Below are 18,579 nucleotides of genomic sequence, written 5' to 3' on the forward strand. Positions count from 1 at the left end.
TCCGTCCGTTCGTCGGTGTCGACGTGACCGGCCGACGCTACGCGTCGACGCGGACGCCCTTGCCGACCACGGTGATGCCCGACTCGGTCACGGTGAAGCCGCGGGCCTCGTCGGCCTCACGGTCGATGCCGACCTGCGCACCCGGCGCGATGACGACGTCCTTGTCCAGGATCGCCCGGTTCACGACCGAACCGGCGCCGATCGTCGCCCGCTCGAACACGATCGAGTCGAGGACCTTCGCGCCGGAGTCGATCCCGCACCACGGGCCGATCATGCTGCGTTCGACCTGTGCGCCCGACACCAGGCAGCCGAGCGACACGAGCGAGTCGACCGTCGAGCCGGTGTTGCCGTTGGCGTCCCGCACGAACTTCGCCGGCGGCAGGTTCGTCTGCTGGTTGAAGATCGGCCAGTCCTGGTTGTACAGGTTGAACACCGGCACCGGGGCGATGAGGTCCATGTGCGCGTCGAAGAACGAGTCGATCGTCCCCACGTCGCGCCAGTAGTACTTGTCACGGTCGGTGGACCCGGGGACCTCGTTGCGCTGCAGGTCGTAGACACCGGCGTCGCCGCGGTCCACGAAGTCGGGGACGATGTCGCCGCCCATGTCGTGCGCGGACGACTCGACCTGGCCGTCGCGGAGCACCGCGTCGACGAGGGCGTCCGCGTTGAACACGTAGTTGCCCATCGAGGCGAGGACCTCGCCGGGGGAGTCGGCGAGTCCGACCGGGTTCTTCGGCTTCTCGAGGAAGGCGTCGATCTTCGTCGGGTCGTCGGCGTCCACCTGGATGACGCCGAACTGGTCGGCGAGCTCGATGGGCTGACGGATCGCCGCGACGGTGGCGCTGCGACCCGAGGCGATGTGCGCCTCGACCATCTGGTGGAAGTCCATCCGGTACACGTGGTCGGCGCCGACCACGACGACGATGTCGGGACGCTCGTCGCGGAGCAGGTTGAGCGACTGCAGGATCGCGTCGGCCGAGCCGGCGAACCAGCGCTTGCCGAGTCGCTGCTGCGCGGGGACCGACGCCACGTAGGACCCGAGCAGGCCCTCCATGCGCCAGGTCTCGGCGACGTGCCGGTCGAGACTGTGCGACTTGTACTGGGTGAGGACGACGATCTTCTGCAGACCGGAGTTCACCAGGTTCGACAGTGCGAAGTCGATGAGACGGAAGTTCCCGCCGAACGGGACTGCGGGCTTCGCCCGGTCGGCCGTGAGCGGCATGAGCCGTTTCCCCTCGCCGCCAGCGAGCACGATGCCGAAGACCTTCTTTGGTGCCATGCCGCTCACAGTAGGCGTCAGCACTGGGAACCGGTTACCTTGAACCCGTGCGAGTCGATCTACTGACCAGGGAGTATCCGCCGGAGGTCTACGGCGGTGCGGGTGTCCACGTGTCCGAACTCACCGCTGCGCTGCGGTCGGGGACGGACACCGACGTCCGTGTCCGGGCGTTCGGGGCCTTCCGCGACGAAGCCGACGTCTGGGGGTACCGCACGCCGGCCGGCCTCGAGCAGGCGAACGGTGCACTGCAGGCGCTCGGCACCGACGTGGCCATCGCCGCCGACGTCGAGGGCGCCGATCTCGTGCACTCGCACACCTGGTACGCGAACTCGGCGGGCCGGATCGCGCAGTTGACCTACGGGATCCCCCACGTCGTCACGGCGCACAGCCTCGAGCCGCTCCGCCCGTGGAAGGCCGAGCAGCTCGGCGGCGGCTACCGCCTGTCGAGCTGGATGGAACGCGAGGCGTTCGAGAACGCCGACGGCGTCATCGCGGTGTCGAAGGCCATGCGCGCCGACATCCTGCGCTCGTACCCGTCGATCGACCCGTCGAAGGTGCACGTCGTCTACAACGGCATCGACATCGACGCCTGGAAGCCGCAGGTCGACGAGGACGCCGTCCGCGCCCTCGGCATCGACCCGTCGCGCCCCAGCGTCGTCTTCGTCGGTCGCATCACCCGGCAGAAGGGCCTGCCCTACCTGCTCCGCGCCGTGGCGTCGCTCCCCGAGGACGTCCAGATCGTGCTGTGCGCCGGTGCCCCGGACACCCCGGAGATCCTCGCCGAGGTCACCGGGTTGGTCGAGGGCCTGCGCGAGCAGCGCGAGGGCGTCGTGTGGATCGACCGGATGCTCGCGCACGAGGAGATCGTGAACGTGCTGTCCTCGGGCACCGTGTTCGTGTGCCCGTCGATCTACGAACCGCTCGGCATCGTGAACCTCGAGGCCATGGCGTGCGGCATCCCCGTCGTCGGCACCGGCACCGGGGGCATCCCCGAGGTCGTCGCGGACGGCTTCACCGGTCGCATCGTGCCGATCGACCAGGCGCAGGACGGCACGGGCACCCCGACCGACCCCGACAAGTACGTGGCGGACCTGGCCGCGACCCTCAACGAGGTGCTCGCCGACGAGGGGCTCGCGAAGCTCATGGGCCGCGCCGGACGCCTGCGCGTCGAGTCCGAGTTCACGTGGGACGCGATCGCCACGAGGACACGGCAGGTCTACGACGAGGTGCTCGGCCGGAACCCGTAGGCTGGTCGCATGCCCTCGGTCGTGCGCTTGTCAGACGTCTCCGTGGTCCGCAACGGGGCCACCATCCTCGACTCGATCTCGTGGGGGGTGCAGGACGACGAACGCTGGGTCGTGCTCGGCGCGAACGGCGCCGGCAAGACCACGCTGCTGCAGGTCGCCGGTGCCCAGACGTTCCCGACCTCGGGTGACGTCGAGGTGCTCGGCACCGAGCTGGGCGGCGCCGACCTGTTCGAGCTCCGCCCGCGCATCGGCTTCGCGTCGACCGCCCTGGCCCGTCGCATCCCGGTGACCGAGAAGGTCATCGACGTCGTGCTGACGGCCGCGTACTCGGTCACGGGTCGCTGGAACGAGGAGTACGAGGAGCTCGACGTCCGCCGTGCCCAGCGCGTGCTCGAGGAGTGGGGCCTGGGGTCGTTCACCGACCGCACCTTCGGCGAGCTGAGCGACGGCGAGCAGAAGCGCGTCCAGATCGCCCGTGCCGTCATGACCGACCCGGAGATCCTGTTCCTGGACGAACCGGCCGCCTCGCTCGACCTCGGTGCCCGTGAGAGCCTCGTCCGCACCCTCGGCGGCTACGCCCAGAGCGCCGACTCGCCGGCCATCGTGATCGTCACCCACCACGTCGAGGAGATCCCTGCCGGGTTCACCCACGCGCTGGTGCTCGCCGACGGCCACGTGCAGGCCGCCGGGCCCATCGACGAGGTCCTGACCGACCAGACCCTGACCGAGGCGTTCGGCATCGCGTTGTCCGTCACGAAGGACGCCGGTCGGTACACGGCGCGCGCGTCCTAGCGCTGCGATCGCGCCGTCCGTCTGGTAACGTTGACGGCTGGCGCAAGCCGATGACTTCCCGCGCATCTCGCGCAATCCCACCACCGCTACCGCTATCGAGGAAACTCCATGAAGACCGACACCCACCCCGAGTACCGCGCCATCGTCTTCCGTGACCTGGCCTCCGGTGAGACCTTCCTGACGCGTTCGACCGCGAACAGCGACAAGACGATCGAGCTCGACGGTGCCACCTACCCGGTGATCGACGTCGAGATCTCGTCCGCTTCGCACCCGTTCTACACGGGCAAGCAGCGCATCCTCGACTCGGCCGGTCGCGTCGAGAAGTTCAACCAGCGCTTCAAGGGCTTCTCCAAGTAGTCCTTCGGCAACAGCAGAACGGGCGGTCCTCCTTCGGGAGGACCGCCCGTTCTGCGTCGTGCGGCCGGTGCGCGGGTCAGGCGCCGTTGCGGTGCGGCCAGCGACCGTCGGCGGTGAAGGACGGGTCGCGCTTCTTGCGCATGTACTCCTGGAACGAGGTCGCCTGCTCGGCGCACCACCCGACCTGCTTGCGGTGGAGCTCTTCTGCCGAGATGCCGAGCTCGTCCTGGTACTTGCCGGCGATGGCCTGGGCGACCCGACCTGCGGCGATGGCGTCGGCGCCGGCGTCGTGCGCGTCGTCGAGGGTGACGCCGTACAGCTCGGACGCCGCCTCGAGCGTGCGCTTGCCCTTGCGGAAGGTGTCGAGGGCCTTGTCGATCACGAGCGGGTCGACGACGTTGCCGATGACGGGGGAGGCGAACCCGTGTCGCTTTGCCTCGCGGTCGAGGACCGTCAGGTCGTACGGGGCGTTGTAGATCACCAGCGGGATGCCGCGGGCGAACACCGCCTCGATCGCGGCGATGATCTCGGCGACGACCTCGGCCGCGGGACGCCCCTCGGCCTGGGCGCGCTCGGTGGTGTAGCCGTGCACGGCCGCGGCGCCCTCGGGGATCGCGATGCCCGGGTCGGCGATCCACGCACCCTCGGCGATGGAGGCACCCGTCATGTCGATGAGGCCGACGTGCGCCGTGACGATCCGCGCCGTCTCGACGTCGACACCGGTGGTCTCGAGGTCGAAGACGCCGAGGGCGTGCCACCAGGGGCGTCCGGAGAGGTCCTGCGCCGGGGCGGGCGTGTCGAGCTGTGCTGTCGGATCCAGCTGTGCTGTGGGGAACGTCACGCGGTCAGGCTAACGGGACGCACTGACACGACCGGTGCTACCCGACCGGCGCGCCGACGTGCAGCCAGTAGAACGACTGCGTCCCGAGGGTCAGCGTGACGGTGCCGTCCTCGTCGAACGCGGGGAACGAACCGCCGCCGAACAGGTCGTAGAGCGGCCGACCGGCGAACTCGGGAGCCGACACGGTGACCGACGTCGGGTTCGTGGCGAACGAGAACACGCACAGCACGTCCTCCGCCGACGGCCCGAACTGCTGCCCGGAGCCCTCCCACGAGCGCACGAACGCGAGCACCGACTCGTTCGACGTCTCCTGCACGTGCAGGGTCCCGAGCCCGAACACCGGGTGGGCCTTCCGCACGTGGATGACGTTGCGCACCCAGTGCAGCAGGGAGCGGGACTGGGCGAGCTGCGCCTCGACGTTGACCTGCGCGTAGTTGTACACGAGCGACTGCACCACGGGCAGGTAGAGCTTGCCCGGGTCTGCCGTGGAGAACCCGGCGTTGCGGTCGGGGGTCCACTGCATCGGCGTGCGGGACGAGTCGCGGTCGGGCAGCCAAATGTTGTCGCCCATCCCGATCTCGTCGCCGTAGTACAGGAACGGCGAGCCCGGCAGCGAGAACAGCAGCGCGTGGATGAGCTCGAGTTCGGCCCGCGAGTTGTCGAGCAGGGGAGCGAGCCGGCGCCGGATGCCGATGTTCGAGCGCATCCGGGGGTCGTAGCCGTACCAGCCGTACATGGCCTGCCGGTACTCCTCGCTGACCATCTCGAGCGTGAGCTCGTCGTGGTTGCGGAGGAACACGCCCCAGGCTGCCGCGGACGGCACGTCGAGCGTCTCCGACAGGATCGCCGACAGCTCCTTGGCGTGCTGGGCACGGAGCGAGTAGAAGATGCGGGGCATCACCGGGAAGTCGAATGCCATGTGGCACTCGGGCTCCTCGTCGGTGCCGAAGAAGGCGGCGGTCTCGCGCGGCCACTGGTTCGCCTCGGCGAGCAGGACACGGCCGGGGTACTCGTCGTCCACCATCGCGCGCATCTTCTTGATGAACTCGTGGGTCTCCGGTTCGCCCTCGCCGTTGCCCTCTTCGGACTCGAACAGGTACGGGATCGCGTCGAGCCGCAGACCGTCGACACCGAGGTCGAGCCAGTGCCGCACGACGTCGTACACGGCCTCGACCACGGCGGGGTTCTCGAAGTTCAGGTCGGGCTGGTGCGAGAAGAACCGGTGGAAGAAGAACTGCCGGCGGACCGGGTCGAACGTCCAGTTCGACTCCTCGGTGTCGACGAAGATGACCCGGATGTTCGGGTACTCCTCGTCGGTGTCCCGCCAGACGTAGAAGTCGCCGAAGGGGCCGTCGGGGTCCTCGCGGGACTGCTGGAACCACTCGTGCTGGTCGCTGGTGTGGTTGATCACCATGTCGATGACGATGCGCATGTTGCGCTCGTGCGACTTCGTGACGAGCTCGCGGAAGTCGTCGAGCGTGCCGAACTCGGGCAGGATCGCCTTGTAGTCGGCGATGTCGTACCCGCCATCGCGCATCGGCGACTGGAAGAACGGCGGCAGCCACAGGGCGTCGACGCCGAGCCACTGCAGGTAGTCGAGCTTGCCGATCACGCCCTGCAGGTCGCCGATCCCGTCGCCGTTCGAATCGACGAACGAGCGGATCATGCACTCGTAGAAGACCGAGCGCTTGTACCACTGCGGGTCGAGCGTCAGGCCGGGCAGCTGGATCGGGGCTGTGAAGGTCACCGTGCTCCTCGTCGTCGTCGACGGGCCCGTCGACGGCCCGCCCCGGACACGATAGGCGCGCGATGCTGCGGGTGTCCGGGGTTTCGTGCGGTTGTCTTCGTAGACTGGCGCCGATGCAACCGCCCGTGCTCTCCCCGTACCAGTCGCTCATGGCCGCCACCCCGGTGGTCCACCGGTCCGTGCAGGTCGACGGCCGAACCACGCACTACTGGGAGTACGGGCCGTCCGACGCGACGCAGACCGTCCTGGCGGTGCACGGGTTCCGCGGCGACCACCACGGCCTCGAGACGATCGCCGCGCACCTGCAGGACGTCCGCGTGATCGTGCCCGACCTGCCCGGCTTCGGCGTGTCCGACCCGTTGCCGGTGTCGGACATCGAGTCGTACGTCGGCTGGCTGCGCGCGTTCCACGAGGCGCTCGGGCTCGGCCGCGACGCCGTCGTCCTCGGCCACTCGTTCGGGTCGATCGTGGTGTCCGCCACCGTGGCTGCCGGGCTCGACACCCGGCTGCTCGTCCTCGTGAACCCGATCGCCGCGCCGGCGCTGCAGGGACCCCGTGCCGTGGGCACCGGGATCGCGATCGGGTACTACAGGGCCGGCGCGGTGCTGCCGAAGCCGATCGGGCTCGGGATCCTGCGGAACGCCGCCATCGTGCGGGTGATGAGCATCGCGATGCTCAAGTCGCACGACCGGGGGATGCGCCGCTGGGTGCACGACCAGCACGACCGGTACTTCTCGGCCTTCGCGAACCGCACGAGCGTGCTCGAGGCGTTCCGCACCTCGGTCACCCATGACGTGTCCGAGTACGCGGACCGCATCGACGTGCCGGTGCTGATGATCGCCGCGGAGCACGACGACATCACGGCCGTCCCCGAGCAACGCGCCCTGGCCGCCCGCCTCCGCGATGCCGAACTCGTGGTCATCCCCGGGGTCGGGCACCTGGTGCACTACGAGACACCGGCACCGGCCGCTGCGGCGGTGCTGCGCCGGATGGCGGACACGGCCGCGCGCCCTGGACGGGGCCGCGGCACCAAGGCGGGCCGATCGTCGGGCACGGGCCGGGCCTCCCGGACGACCGCGACGAAGACGACGGCGAGCGACGCGAAGGAGTCCGACGCGTGACGCGCCTGCGGATCGGCATCGACTGCCGGTACGTGCGGATCGGTCGGCACGACGGCATCAGCCGCTTCACCGCCGGAGTGGCCTGGAACCTGCCCGACCGGCACGACGTCGTGCTGCTCATCCACGACGAGCGCCAGCTCGAGTCGCTGCCGCGCGACCTGCCGTGGGAGCTGCTGCCGGCACCCACCGACGCGGGGGAGCCGCTCGTCGCACGGCGGGTGAACCGGCTCGGCCTCGACGCGGTGTTCTCGCCGATGCAGACGATGGGCTCGCGGGGGCGCGACTACGCACTCGTGCTCACCCTGCACGACCTGATCTACTACCGGAACCGGACGCCTCCGCGCGAGTTCTCGTGGCCGCTCCGGCTCGGGTGGCGCGCGTTCCACCTGTCGTGGGTGCCGCAGCGCGTCCTGCTGAACGGTGCCGACGGGGTGGTCACGGTGTCCGAGACCACCGCGGGGCTCATCGCCGGGCACCGGCTGACGAAGCGTCCGGTGACGGTGGCGTACAACGCTGCCGACCCGGCGACTCCGCGTGCGGCGAGTGCGCCGCGGGAGCGCTCGCTCGTCTACATGGGGTCGTTCATGCCGTACAAGAACGTGGAGACGTTGGCGGCCGCGCTACCCCTCCTCGGAGCGGACTGGACCCTGCACTGCATGTCGCGGGTGTCCGACGCCGACCGCGCGAGGATCGAGGGGCTCGCGCCGGCCGGCTCGATCGTGTTCCACGACGGTGCCACGGACGAGGAGTACCTGTCGGTGCTCCGATCCGCCACGGCCCTGGCGACGGCGTCGTACGACGAGGGCTTCGGCATCCCGCTGGTCGAGGCGATGGGCGTCGGGACCCCGGTCGTCGTGAGCGACATCCCGATCTTCCGCGAGATCGGGGGCGATGCGGCCGAGTACTTCGACCCGGCGTCGCCGTCGGCGGTGGCGGCTGCGGTGCGGCGGGTCGAGGAGCGGTGGGACGAGGCCTCGGCGCAGTCAGTCGAGCGGGCCGCGCGGTTCCGGTGGCAGGACTCGGCGGAGCAGGTCGTGCGGGCGGTCGAGCGGGCCGTGGCCGACCGGCGCGCGCGGTAGCGGGGGGCGCGGGGCGGGGCGCGTCGGTCGATGCGATGCGATGCGACAACGTCGACGTCGTACGACATCGGATTCGTCGTTCCGCGTCGGCCACCCGACCGGCGACCGCTACTTCGCCGCGACCACCTCGACGCTCGCCCCGGGGAACACCTTGTGCGTCTCCTCGGTCACCCGCGCCACGATCGGCGGGACGGCGGCCCCTCGCCCCGGGGTCTCGACGACGATCGACTGGTCGGCGGCGCGGTCCGATGGCGTGCCACCGCGTTCCCACGAGCAGCGGACGGCCGTGACCCCGCCGATGTGGTCGAGCGTGTCCGCCAGTACCAGGCGCTTCGCGGTCACCGTGCGCGAGTCGGAGACACCCACCTCGAGGGTGCCGAGGTCGGCGATCGCGACGACCCGGACGCCGTTGCCACCGGACGAGTCGGTCGCGCGGCTCAGCGTCTCGACCAGGTCGGTGCGCGCGGCGGCGTCGAGCGACGGGTCGGCCGTGATCGTCGCGGTGGCGTCGTAGCTCGCGAAGCCGGTCTTCTCGGCCGGGTGGTGGCGGACCTCGGTGACGCCCGGCACGTCGGCGAGCCGGTCGTCGAGGCGGTCGAGTGCCAGGTCCGGCCGGGGGAACACGCCGCCGATGCCGGTCTGCACGCTGCCGATGATGGTACCGAGCACGAGGGCGATCACCCCGGCGACGACGACGGTGCTGCCGCCGATGACGAGCCAGGTGCGTGCCCGTTGCCCGATCGTGCGGGTCTGCACGCTGGCGGTCTCGGGGCCGAAGGCACGGTCGAGGTCGTCGTCCTGCTGGTCAGTGGCTTGCCAGCCACCCGGGTCGGTTCCGTCGGTCACCATGTCGCCCCCTGGTTCGGGTGCGTCGGAGCCTAGTCGCAGGACGGCCGCGCCGCCCGCTCAGCCCCGGCGTTCCAGCGGGTTCTGGTAGTCGAACGCGTACCGCCCGGGCCCGTCCGAGACGTCGTCGATCGGGTCGTCGAAGCGGACGAGCTCCGCGTGGAAGCGTTCGGGGTCCCAGCGGAACGAGTGGATCGAGCCGTTGCGGATCGGGGTGGCGTGCCGGTCGGCGGTGCCGGGCGCCGCCTCGTTGACCACGCTCCGGATCACCGCGCCGTGGGTGGCGACGACCACGACCCCGCCGTCGAAGCGCACCGCGATCTCACCGAGCGTCTCGGTGATGCGGGCAAGCAGCGCGGACCGGGACTCGCGGCCCGGGATGTCGTCGTGCGGGTACTCCGCCGTGACCTCGGTGTCGGTGAGCCCCTCGGCTTCGCCGTAGGCGCGTTCGGCCAGCCCGGCGTACGTCACGGGCGCCGCGAGGCCGAGCCGGTCGGCGATGATCGTCCCGGTCTCGGCGGCGCGGGACAGCGGCGAGGCGACGACGGCGTCGAACTGCCGGCGGGTGAGGAGTTCGGCGGCCTCGGTGGCCTGTCGCCGTCCGGTGTCGTTGAGCGGGATGTCGGTGGAACCCTGGATGCGGCGCTGCGCGTTCCAGTCGGTCTCACCGTGCCGGACCAGGTACAGGAGCGTCGTCACCCGTCGATCATCCCAGACGCCGCGCTGGACCGAGCCGCTCGGCCAGGTGCACCAGCGTCTCGGTCGTCCCGCCGTCGAGCTTCACGGCGGCGCGGCGGTCGCTGCGGGTCGCACCGCGGTTCACGATGACCACCGGGTTCTTGCGGCGGGCAGCGTGGTCGACGAGCCGCACGCCGGAGTTCACCGTCAGCGACGACCCCACCACGAGCAGCGCCTCGGCGTCGGCGACGATCGACACCGCCTCGTGGAACTTCTCGGTGGGCACGAACTCGCCGAAGAAGACGACGTCGGGCTTGAGCATCCCGCCGCACACCGAGCAGTCCGGCACCACGAAGCGCTCGACGTCGGCGATCTCGACGTCGCCGTCGGGCTGCAGCTGCACCGAGCCGGGCTCGTCGATCCACGGGTTGGCACGGTCGATGGTCGTGGCGAGGTCGGCGCGGGAGAACACCTGCCCGCACGTCAGGCAGAGGGCGCGGTCCATCGACCCGTGGATCTCGACCACGCGGCGGGATCCGGCGCGCAGGTGCAGGCCGTCGACGTTCTGCGTGATGACGCCCGTGACGACACCGGCGTCCTCGAGGGCGGCGAGCGCCCGGTGCCCCTCGTTCGGTCGGGCGGCGGCGAAGCTCCGCCAGCCGAGGTGCGAGCCGGCCCAGTACCGCTGCCGTTTGGCGGCGTCGGCGCGGAACTCCTGGAAGGTCATCGGCTTGCGCACGACCCGCCCGGCGCCGCGGTAGTCGGGGATGCCGGAGTCGGTGCTCAGGCCGGCCCCGGAGAGCACGGCGACGCGCTTGCCGGCGAGCACCTCGAGCACGCGGTCGAGGTCCGCCGCGGTCGGCAGACCGGTCGGCTGACCGGTCGGCGCCCCGGTGGGCGGTCCGGTCGTCGACCCAGCATCATCCAGCACCCTGTTCACGGTACCCTCAACAGCCGACCGTCCCGGTCGCTTCCCCCTTCGGCGAGACGCGGCGAGACACCGGTTGGCCCACCACCTGCACCACACCGAAACGAGCCCCGTGCACCCCGTCCGCATCGACTCCCTCGACGACCCCCGCCTCGACGACTTCGCCCGGCTGACCGACGTGGCGCTCCGCCGGGTGAGCGAACCGGAGGGCGGCCTGTACATCGCCGAGTCGAACACGGTCATCGAGCGCGCGGTCCGTGCCGGGCACACCCCGCGGAGCATCCTGGTGCAGGAGAAGTGGCTCGACAGCGTGCTGCCCCTGGTCGCGGAGCACGACGGCCCGGTCTTCGTGGGCCCGGACGCCCTGCTCGAGGAGCTCACCGGCTTCCGCATGCACCGTGGCGCGATCGCCGCCGTGCAGCGCCCCGAGCTGCCGACCGTCGCCGAGGTGGTGCGGGACGCGAAGCTCGTCGTCGTGCTCGAGGACATCGTCGACCACACGAACGTCGGCGCCGTCTTCCGCAGCGTCGCCGGCCTGGGCGCGGACGCGGTCCTCGTCAGCCCGCGCTGCGCCGACCCGCTGTACCGCCGGAGCGTCCGGGTGAGCATGGGCACGGTCCTGCAGATCCCGTGGACCCGCATCGGCGAGTGGCCGGCGGCGGGCGAGGAACTGCGCGCGCAGGGCTTCCACCTCGCCGCGATGGCGCTCACCGACGAGTCGGTCGACCTCGCCGAGTTCACCCGGGACGTCCCCGGCAAGGTCGCGCTCGTCATGGGCACCGAGGGGCAGGGGCTGACGCCCGCCGCGATCGCGTCGGCGGACACCACGGTGCGGATCCCGATGGCGCACGGCGTCGACTCGCTCAACATCGCCGCGGCGAGCGCCGTCGGACTGTGGGCGGTCACCCAGGCCCAGCGGCTCGCCTCCTAGCCACGCCACGGGCGGACCGGGAGGCCCGGCTCGCCTCAGCGCTGCAGCATCCGTCCGGCGCGGATCACCAGGGCACGGTCGGTGCCCGGTTCGCCGACCAGGCACACGCCGACGGGGGCTCCGTCGACGGTGAGCGCCGGAGCGCTGACCGCCGGTGTGCCGCCGACGCTCGCGAGGCTCGTCATCGCCGTCGTCGCGGTCCGGGTGCGTTCGAGCGCCGCGGTGTCGGCGGCGATGAGCGGTGCCGGCCCCGGGACCGTCGGGAACAGCAGGGTCCGGCCGGCGAGCGCCGTGCGGATCGTCGCGCGGACGTCGTCGAGTCGCGCGACGGCGTCGGCGGTGGCTGCGGGGTCGTTCGCCCGGGCGGCGGCGAACCGGTCGCCGACGACGGTGCTCAGGGCGCCGGGGTGGGCGTCGCTCCAGGCACCGTGGGCGGCGACGGCCTCGGCGGCCTGCACGAGGCGCAGCAGTTCACGCAGGTCGTCGAGGGGCGGGATCCCGAGGTCGGCGAGCTGCACGGTGCCGATCGGGTGGCCCTGTCCGGCGACGAACGCGGTGAAGGCCCGGGCGACGGCCGGCTCGACGAGGTCCAGGAGCTCGGCGGGTACGAGTAGTTCCGGCTCCGCACGAGCGTCCGGATCCGACGACACCGTGGCGTCGAGCGCCGCGAGCAGGACCTCGGCGCTCCGGGTGAGCCACCCCACCGTGTCGAACGACGGTGCGAGGGCGAGCAGCCCGTCGCGGGAGACCGCGCCGTGGGTCGTCCGGAGGCCCCAGAGTCCCTGGTACGAGGCGGGGACCCGCACCGATCCCGCGGTGTCCGTGCCGATCCCGATCTCGGCCGTGCCGAGACGGACAGCCGATGCGGATCCGCTGGACGAGCCTCCTGGCAGTCGGGTCGGAACCGCCCCGTTGGGCGGGGTGCCGTGGTGTTCGTTGCGTCCCGTCAGGTTGTAGGCGAACTCGTCGGTGCGCGCGATGCCGCGGATCGCGGCGCCGGCGTCGAGGAGCGCCGCGACGGCCGCGGCCGGCGTCGCCTGGACGGGGGACTCGCGCAGGTAGGTCGGGTTGCCGGCGCCGACGGGCTGGCCGGGGACGGCGTAGAGGTCCTTCACCGCGACGGTGAGCCCGTCGAGCGGTCCGGACGCGGTGGGGGCGACGAGCGGGTCGCCGACGGCGCGCCAGACGGTGGTGTCGAAGGCCTTCGGGCGGCCGGTGACGTGGGCTGCCTCGATGCGCCAGCGCGGACCGGCGTCGCCGTGGTCGCTGTTGCTGTTGCTGTTGCTGTTGCTGTTGCTGTCGCTGTTGCTGTCGCGTCGCCACAGCTGCGTCTGGAGGCCCTGCCCGCCCGCCGCGAACTCGGACACCGACACGACGAGGGCGAGTCCCTCGGCCAGGGGGCGGACCTCGACGCGCGTCAGCGACCGGGCCTGGACCCCACCCCGTGCCCCGCGGAACGCGCTGATCGCGTCGTGCCCGACGAGCAGGCCGCGGTCGTCACCGCGCATCGTGCCGGGGGCGTCGACGAACGCGGCGTCGAGGGCATCGAGGTCGTTCGCGGCGAGGGCGGACTCGTACGCGTCGAGCGCGTCGAGCAAGCCCTCCGGTGCTCCTGCGGTCATCGGGTGGGCTCCTCGAAGTCGGCCTTGCGGATGCGGGCGTGCGCGCCGGTGACCAGGTCGACCACCTGCGAGATGTTGAAGTCCGTCGCCGCCGACAGGTAGGCGTACGCCAGGTGCGGCTCCATGCCCCAGCGGGCACCGAGGATCGCGACCGCGTGCCGGACACAGGCGCGGACGGCCTCGTCGAGGTCCGGGTCCATGCCCGTCGGCACGAGGAACTCGTGGGTCTCGACGAGCGGCCAGACCAGGTCGCCGAACTGCTGCGCGGCCTCGGCGGCGGGTGTCACGTCGAACCGGACGGTCGCGCGGAGCGACGCCTCCATCGCGGTGAGCGCGACCTCGCCGTCCCCCTGCGCGAAGTGCGGGTCACCGACGTACGCGAGCGCTCCGGGGACCAGGACCGGCAGGTGCAGCTGCGCGCCGACCTGCAGCAGGTTCACGTCGACGTTGCCGCCGTGCCGGCCCGGCGGCACCGAGTGCAGCCGCTCGCCGGGGGTGGCGACGCCCATGATCCCGAGGAAGGGAGCGAGCGGGAAGTGCGCGAAGCGGTCGCCGGCGCCGGTCAGGGGGATGCGGCCCCGTTGACCTACGGCCGTCTCGACCACGTCGGCGAAGACGCTGACCGTGGTGCCGTCGACCGGGTACTCGCCGTGCAGGGCGCCGCGGCCGTGCCGGTTCGACACGACGCCGTAGTGCACCCGTGGCAGTGTCTCGAGCACCGTCATGGTCAGGACGTCGCCCGGCTCGGCGCCCGCGATGGCGATCGGACCGGAGACCACGTGCGGGCCGTCGGTGGCGGGGTCCCGGTGGCCGCTCCTGGCGATCGCGACGGCGTCGTCGAGGACGTGCTCGGCGGCGACGCCGTGCGACGCGAAGTACGCGCGGGGGTCGCTGCCCTGGTCGGGCAGGATCCCCTCGTGGCTGACGGTGTCGATCGTGACGTCCTCGCCGGACGCGATCGTGATGACCGGCCGGTCGTCGGCGTTCGGCAGCCGACCCCACAGGACCGTGTCCGGGTCGACGGGCAGGTAGCGGCCGGACCGGATCGGGCCGGCGCCGGGCTGCAGGGTCGGGATCGCGGGGGTGTGTGTGGTCATCATCGGTCAGCCTTCCGTTCGACGAGGTGGGCTACGTCGGCGAGGTGGGCGGTCATCGCGTCACGGGCGCCGTCCTCGTCGTGCCGTCGGATGCAGTCGAGGATCCGTTCGTGCCAGACGAACGACGAGCGGCGACCTTCGCTGGTGCTGTGCGACCGGGCACGGACGTCCTGCACCCACCCGCTGCTGAGCTCGCACAGGGACACCAGCAGCGGGTTGCCGGAGGTGCGCGCGACCTGCACGTGGAAGGCGACGTCCTGTGCCAGCGACTCCTCGGGACTGAGTCCCGCGTGCGTGGCGGCGAGGATGCGTTCGAGGGCGAGCAGGTCCGCTTCGCCGGCACGGACGGCGGCGAGACCGGCGACCCGGGGTTCGACCACCGTGCGGAACTCGGCGACGTGCTCGGCCCGCCGTGCCAGGTCGTCGCCGTGCGCTGCGCCCGTCTGCTGCTCGAGCAGGGCGGTCGCCTCCTCGGAGCGCGGCAGCACGACGGTGCCACGGCCGGGTGTCCGGGAGACGAGTCTGCGGCGCTCGAGCTCCCGCATGGCCTCACGCACCGTGGTGCGGGACACGGCGAGGTCCTCGGCCAGGGTCCGTTCCGGCGGGAGCTTGTCGCCGGGTGCCAGGTCCTCGAGCACCAGGCGGGCCAGGTGCGCGGCGGTCGCGGCGCTCAGGGTGCGGCCTCTCTGCATGGACAGGAGGCTAGGGTCCGTTGGTCCACTTGGTTCATTGGTACGACCAACTTTTACACGCTCGTCACACGTGGCGTCCGAGTCGGAAACACGGCGGGCGAAGGGTGGGTCACGTCCGATCCATCCGATCCGAGGAAGACCCCACCATGGACCTGATCCTGCGCACGGCCCGCCTGACCGACGGCCGCCTGGTCGACGTCCACGTCGCCGACGGCACGATCGTCCGGGTCGCCGAAGCGGGCACAGAGGTCGCCGAAGCGGGCACGGAGGTCGCCGAAGCGGGCACGGAGGTCGAGCCGACCGAGGCGGCGCGCGTCGTGGACTGTGCCGGTCGCGTCGTGATCCCGGGGCTCATCGAGTCCCACCTGCACGTCGACAAGGCACTGCTCGACCGCGAACGACCGAACCCCGACGGCACCCTCGCCGGCGCGATCGCGGTGACGGGGGAGCTCAAACGCGGCTTCACCCACGACTCCGTCCGCGACCGCGCCCGGACCCTGCTCGACCAGGCGATCGCCAACGGCACGACACTCGTCCGGGCGCACCCCGACGTCGACCCCGTCGTCGGACTGACCGGCGTCGAGGTGCTCCTCGCCCTGCGCGACGAGTACCGCGACGCCCTGGACCTGCAGATCGTCGCGTTCCCACAGGAGGGGATCGCGAAGGCGCCGGGCACGCTCGCCCTGCTCCGCCAGGCGCTCGCCGCCGGGGCCGACGTGATCGGTGGCTGCACCTACAACGAGGCGACCCTGGCTGCATGCCACGAGCACATCGAGACCGTCCTCGACCTCGCCGAGGAGTTCGACGTGCCGGCCGACCTGCACGCCGACTTCGCCGACGACACGTCCGACCCGCGGTTCGCCCTCGCCGGGCACATCGCCGACCGTGTCGCCGCTCGCGGGCTGCGGGACCGGGTCGCCCTCGGACACGTGACCTCGCTCGCCAGTCTGCCCCCGGTCTCGCGCAGCGCCGTGCTCGCGAAACTCGCAGCAGCGGGTGTCGCGGTGGTGCCGCTGCCCGCCACGGACCTGCACCTCGGCGGTCGCTCGGACGACCGAGACGTCCGCCGAGGGGTCGTCCCGGTGCGCGAGCTCTGGGACGCCGGCGTCACGAGCGCCTACTCGTCGAACAACGTCCGCAACGCGTTCACGCCGTTCGGCAACGCGGACCTGCTCGACATCGGGTTGCTGCTCGCGCAGGTGGGGCACCTGTCCGGCCCGGCCGACCTCGGGCGCGTGCTCGAGATGGCCACGTCGTCCGCGGCCCGCGTCGTCGGGGTCTCCGAGACCCACGGCATCCGGCCCGGAGCCGCCGCCGACCTCGTCGTCCTGTCGACGACCGACCCCGCGGGCGTCCTGCTCGACCGCCCCGATCGGAACCTCGTGGTCAAGCGCGGCCGCGTCGTCGCGGAGACCACCAGGACCACCCGACTCACCACCGGGTCCACCACTCGATCGAAGGAACTCACCCATGCGTGAACGGATCCCGCACGAGATCGTCGCCTCGGTCCTCGCCGGCACCACGGCGTTCATCGGCGGCAACGCGCTGCACCTGCCCACCTGGGCGATCTTCATCAGCTGGGCGGGGATGTTCCTGCTCGGGGCGAAGCCCACGCTCCGGAACGCCACCCGGCTCTGGGCGGCGATGCCGATCGGGTCCGCCTTCGGCCTCGTGATCGTGCTGCTCGACCAGCGGTTCGGCACCGTGCTCGGCGAGGGGCAGGCCGCGCAGAACACCGTGCTCGCGCTGCTGATCCTGGTCGTCAACTGCGCGCTGATGTACACGGGTCGGACGCGGCTGTTCGGGCTCGTGCCCGGCATGTTCCTCGGGTTCGCGTCCTTCTTCGCCACGTGCTTCGGCGGCTTCGGGTTCGATCCGGGCAACGCGTGGGCGGCATGGGCGTCGGTCGTCGTGATGAACGCACTCGGTCCGGTGTTCGCGTACCTGTCCCGGCGGCTGACGTTCGCGCGGCCGACCCAGCCCGGCGCGACGACGGACACGCCCACGACGACCCCCGCCGTCGAGCAGCCGGTCGCAGCCAGGGTCTAGGCACCGACCGGTACGCTCGGTTCCCGTGTCACGAGTCGTCCGTCGCCCCCGCTCCGCCGTCCGGAGGCCCGTGACGATCTCCGTCGTCGCGGTCCTGGTGCTCGTCGCCGGGTACCTCGTGGCCGCCGCCGTCGTGCCGTTCGGTCCGGCGAGCGCCGCGACCACCACGTACTCGGCCCCGACGTCGAGCGTGCCGGCGCTGAGCTTCCCGGGCTACGGCGCCACCGCGGTCGAGGCCACCGACTTCCCGGAGAGCCTGCGCACCAGCGGTGACACGAAGCCCCGGTCGATCGCGAGCATCACCAAGATCGTCACGGCGCTCGTGGTCCTCGACGAGAAGCCGATGGCGCTGGGGGAGTCCGGCCCGGCGATCACCTTCACGCCGAAGATGGAGTCGCTCTACGCCAAGTACGCGGCGATGAACGGCGAGGTCGCGCCGATGCCCGCCGGCTTGAAGCTCACCGAGCACCAGGCGTTCCAGGTGATGCTCATGAAGTCGGCGAACAACTACGCCGGCGCCCTCGCCATCTGGGCGTTCGGGTCGATCGCCGAGTACGAGCAGGCGGCGACGAAGTGGCTCGAGGAGCACGACCTCGACGACACCACGATCCACGAGCCGACCGGTCTCGACCCGCAGAACACCTCGACCGCGACCGACCTGGTCGACCTCGGGCAGCTTGCGCTCGCGAACCCGGTGGTCAAGGAGATCGTCGGCACCAAGGACGTCACGATCCCGACGGTCGGCGAGATCGAGAACTCGAACAAGCTGCTCGGCCTGGACGGCATCGAGGGCATCAAGACCGGCACCCTCGACGAGGCCGGCGCATGCCTGCTGTTCGCCGCGACCTACGAGCGCGGCGGCCGCGAAGTCACCATCATCGGCGTGATGCTCGGCGGGGTCGACCACGACTCGCTCGACGTCGACGTGCAACGGCTGCTCCGGTCGGTCGCGGACAACTTCCAGGTCGTGCCCCTGACCCACGCCGGCCAGACCTTCGGCTCGTTCTCCACCCCCTGGCAGGACGAGGCCGACGCCGTCACCGCGAAGGCGGCCGAGGTCCTCGTCTGGGGCAAGACGAAGGTCCGGGCGAAGGCGCACCTCGACGAGGTCACCCTCGGGACGAAGGGCGAGCAGGTCGGGAAGGTCCGCTTCACGGTGACGAACCACGACCCGGTCACGGTGCCGCTCGTGCTCGAGCGGACGATCGACGACCCCGGAGTCTGGTGGCGCTGGACGAACCCGTTCCAGGGCTGACGGCGCTCGCGCGCTGAC

At 71.5% G+C, this 18,579-nt stretch carries 18 protein-coding genes; 9 read left to right on the plus strand and 9 right to left on the minus strand.

The window, feature by feature from the left end; genetic code table 11:
• Positions 1–37 precede the first annotated feature (37 nt).
• Positions 38–1,279, minus strand: a complete 1,242-nt coding sequence (gene glgC, locus M4960_RS01420) for a glucose-1-phosphate adenylyltransferase (protein ID WP_123294454.1) — start codon at positions 1,277–1,279, stop codon at positions 38–40.
• A gap of 47 nt (positions 1,280–1,326) precedes the next feature.
• Between glgC and glgA the strand changes: the two genes are divergently transcribed.
• The 3 genes from glgA (at position 1,327) to M4960_RS01435 (ending at position 3,675) form a co-directional block, all read left to right on the plus strand.
• Positions 1,327–2,526, plus strand: coding sequence for a glycogen synthase (gene glgA / locus M4960_RS01425; RefSeq protein ID WP_123294382.1), 1,200 nt, complete (start codon positions 1,327–1,329; stop codon positions 2,524–2,526).
• 9 nt (positions 2,527–2,535) lie between these two features.
• Positions 2,536–3,318 carry an ABC transporter ATP-binding protein gene (locus M4960_RS01430; protein WP_111083979.1) on the plus strand — a complete coding sequence of 261 codons (783 nt, stop codon included), beginning with the start codon at positions 2,536–2,538 and terminating at the stop codon, positions 3,316–3,318.
• A gap of 108 nt (positions 3,319–3,426) precedes the next feature.
• Positions 3,427–3,675, plus strand: coding sequence for a type B 50S ribosomal protein L31 (locus tag M4960_RS01435; protein ID WP_017887280.1), 249 nt, complete (start codon positions 3,427–3,429; stop codon positions 3,673–3,675).
• A gap of 76 nt (positions 3,676–3,751) precedes the next feature.
• On the opposite strand, the gene M4960_RS01440 is transcribed toward M4960_RS01435, so the two are convergent.
• Both M4960_RS01440 and treS read right to left on the minus strand, forming a co-directional pair.
• Positions 3,752–4,495: a 3'-5' exonuclease gene (locus tag M4960_RS01440; protein ID WP_123339893.1), complete on the minus strand. Its 744-nt coding sequence runs from the start codon at positions 4,493–4,495 to the stop codon at positions 3,752–3,754.
• A 58-nt stretch (positions 4,496–4,553) separates the two neighbouring features.
• Complete coding sequence (gene treS, locus M4960_RS01445) at positions 4,554–6,263, minus strand: maltose alpha-D-glucosyltransferase (protein ID WP_111084171.1); 1,710 nt, start codon at positions 6,261–6,263, stop codon at positions 4,554–4,556.
• 113 nt (positions 6,264–6,376) lie between these two features.
• Between treS and M4960_RS01450 the strand changes: the two genes are divergently transcribed.
• Both M4960_RS01450 and M4960_RS01455 read left to right on the plus strand, forming a co-directional pair.
• Positions 6,377–7,384 carry an alpha/beta fold hydrolase gene (locus tag M4960_RS01450; protein WP_248703286.1) on the plus strand — a complete coding sequence of 336 codons (1,008 nt, stop codon included), beginning with the start codon at positions 6,377–6,379 and terminating at the stop codon, positions 7,382–7,384.
• A 5-nt stretch (positions 7,385–7,389) separates the two neighbouring features.
• Complete coding sequence (locus tag M4960_RS01455; RefSeq protein WP_248703585.1) at positions 7,390–8,463, plus strand: glycosyltransferase; 1,074 nt, start codon at positions 7,390–7,392, stop codon at positions 8,461–8,463.
• A 108-nt stretch (positions 8,464–8,571) separates the two neighbouring features.
• On the opposite strand, the gene M4960_RS01460 is transcribed toward M4960_RS01455, so the two are convergent.
• The 3 genes from M4960_RS01460 to M4960_RS01470 are packed head-to-tail and all read right to left on the minus strand — an operon-like array spanning position 8,572 to position 10,852.
• On the minus strand, positions 8,572–9,312 hold the full coding sequence (locus tag M4960_RS01460; RefSeq protein WP_132100332.1) for a hypothetical protein: 741 nt from the start codon (positions 9,310–9,312) through the stop codon (positions 8,572–8,574).
• Between the two features lie 57 nt (positions 9,313–9,369).
• The gene (locus M4960_RS01465) at positions 9,370–10,008 is read right to left on the minus strand and encodes a histidine phosphatase family protein (protein WP_248703287.1); all 639 of its coding nucleotides are present in this window, start codon (positions 10,006–10,008) and stop codon (positions 9,370–9,372) included.
• A 7-nt stretch (positions 10,009–10,015) separates the two neighbouring features.
• The gene (locus M4960_RS01470; RefSeq protein WP_248703586.1) at positions 10,016–10,852 is read right to left on the minus strand and encodes a Sir2 family NAD-dependent protein deacetylase; all 837 of its coding nucleotides are present in this window, start codon (positions 10,850–10,852) and stop codon (positions 10,016–10,018) included.
• A gap of 175 nt (positions 10,853–11,027) precedes the next feature.
• Between M4960_RS01470 and M4960_RS01475 the strand changes: the two genes are divergently transcribed.
• Positions 11,028–11,846 (plus strand): RNA methyltransferase, encoded by an 819-nt coding sequence (locus tag M4960_RS01475; RefSeq protein ID WP_248703288.1) that lies wholly within the window; start codon positions 11,028–11,030, stop codon positions 11,844–11,846.
• A gap of 35 nt (positions 11,847–11,881) precedes the next feature.
• On the opposite strand, the gene M4960_RS01480 is transcribed toward M4960_RS01475, so the two are convergent.
• The 3 genes from M4960_RS01480 to M4960_RS01490 are packed head-to-tail and all read right to left on the minus strand — an operon-like array spanning position 11,882 to position 15,257.
• Positions 11,882–13,468, minus strand: coding sequence for an AtzH-like domain-containing protein (locus tag M4960_RS01480; RefSeq protein ID WP_248703289.1), 1,587 nt, complete (start codon positions 13,466–13,468; stop codon positions 11,882–11,884).
• Positions 13,465–14,565: an acetamidase/formamidase family protein gene (locus tag M4960_RS01485; RefSeq protein WP_248703290.1), complete on the minus strand. Its 1,101-nt coding sequence runs from the start codon at positions 14,563–14,565 to the stop codon at positions 13,465–13,467. The genes M4960_RS01480 and M4960_RS01485 overlap by 4 nt, the downstream gene beginning before the upstream one ends.
• Positions 14,565–15,257, minus strand: a complete 693-nt coding sequence (locus tag M4960_RS01490) for a FadR/GntR family transcriptional regulator (RefSeq protein WP_248703291.1) — start codon at positions 15,255–15,257, stop codon at positions 14,565–14,567. The genes M4960_RS01485 and M4960_RS01490 overlap by 1 nt, the downstream gene beginning before the upstream one ends.
• 146 nt (positions 15,258–15,403) lie before the next feature.
• Here M4960_RS01490 and M4960_RS01495 point away from each other — a divergent pair, with 146 nt between their 5' ends.
• Genes M4960_RS01495 through M4960_RS01505 form a run of 3 tightly spaced genes read left to right on the plus strand, consistent with a single transcriptional unit; the run spans position 15,404 to position 18,561 of the window.
• Positions 15,404–16,735: an amidohydrolase family protein gene (locus M4960_RS01495; protein ID WP_248703292.1), complete on the plus strand. Its 1,332-nt coding sequence runs from the start codon at positions 15,404–15,406 to the stop codon at positions 16,733–16,735.
• Positions 16,728–17,306: a DUF1097 domain-containing protein gene (locus tag M4960_RS01500; protein WP_235035823.1), complete on the plus strand. Its 579-nt coding sequence runs from the start codon at positions 16,728–16,730 to the stop codon at positions 17,304–17,306. The genes M4960_RS01495 and M4960_RS01500 overlap by 8 nt, the downstream gene beginning before the upstream one ends.
• A 25-nt stretch (positions 17,307–17,331) precedes the next feature.
• A complete protein-coding gene (locus M4960_RS01505; RefSeq protein WP_248703293.1) occupies positions 17,332–18,561 on the plus strand; it encodes a D-alanyl-D-alanine carboxypeptidase family protein in 1,230 nt (409 codons plus the stop codon).
• The last annotated feature ends 18 nt before the right edge of the window (positions 18,562–18,579 follow it).

Source organism: Curtobacterium sp. MWU13-2055 (assembly GCF_023242305.1).
GTDB lineage: Bacteria > Actinomycetota > Actinomycetes > Actinomycetales > Microbacteriaceae > Curtobacterium.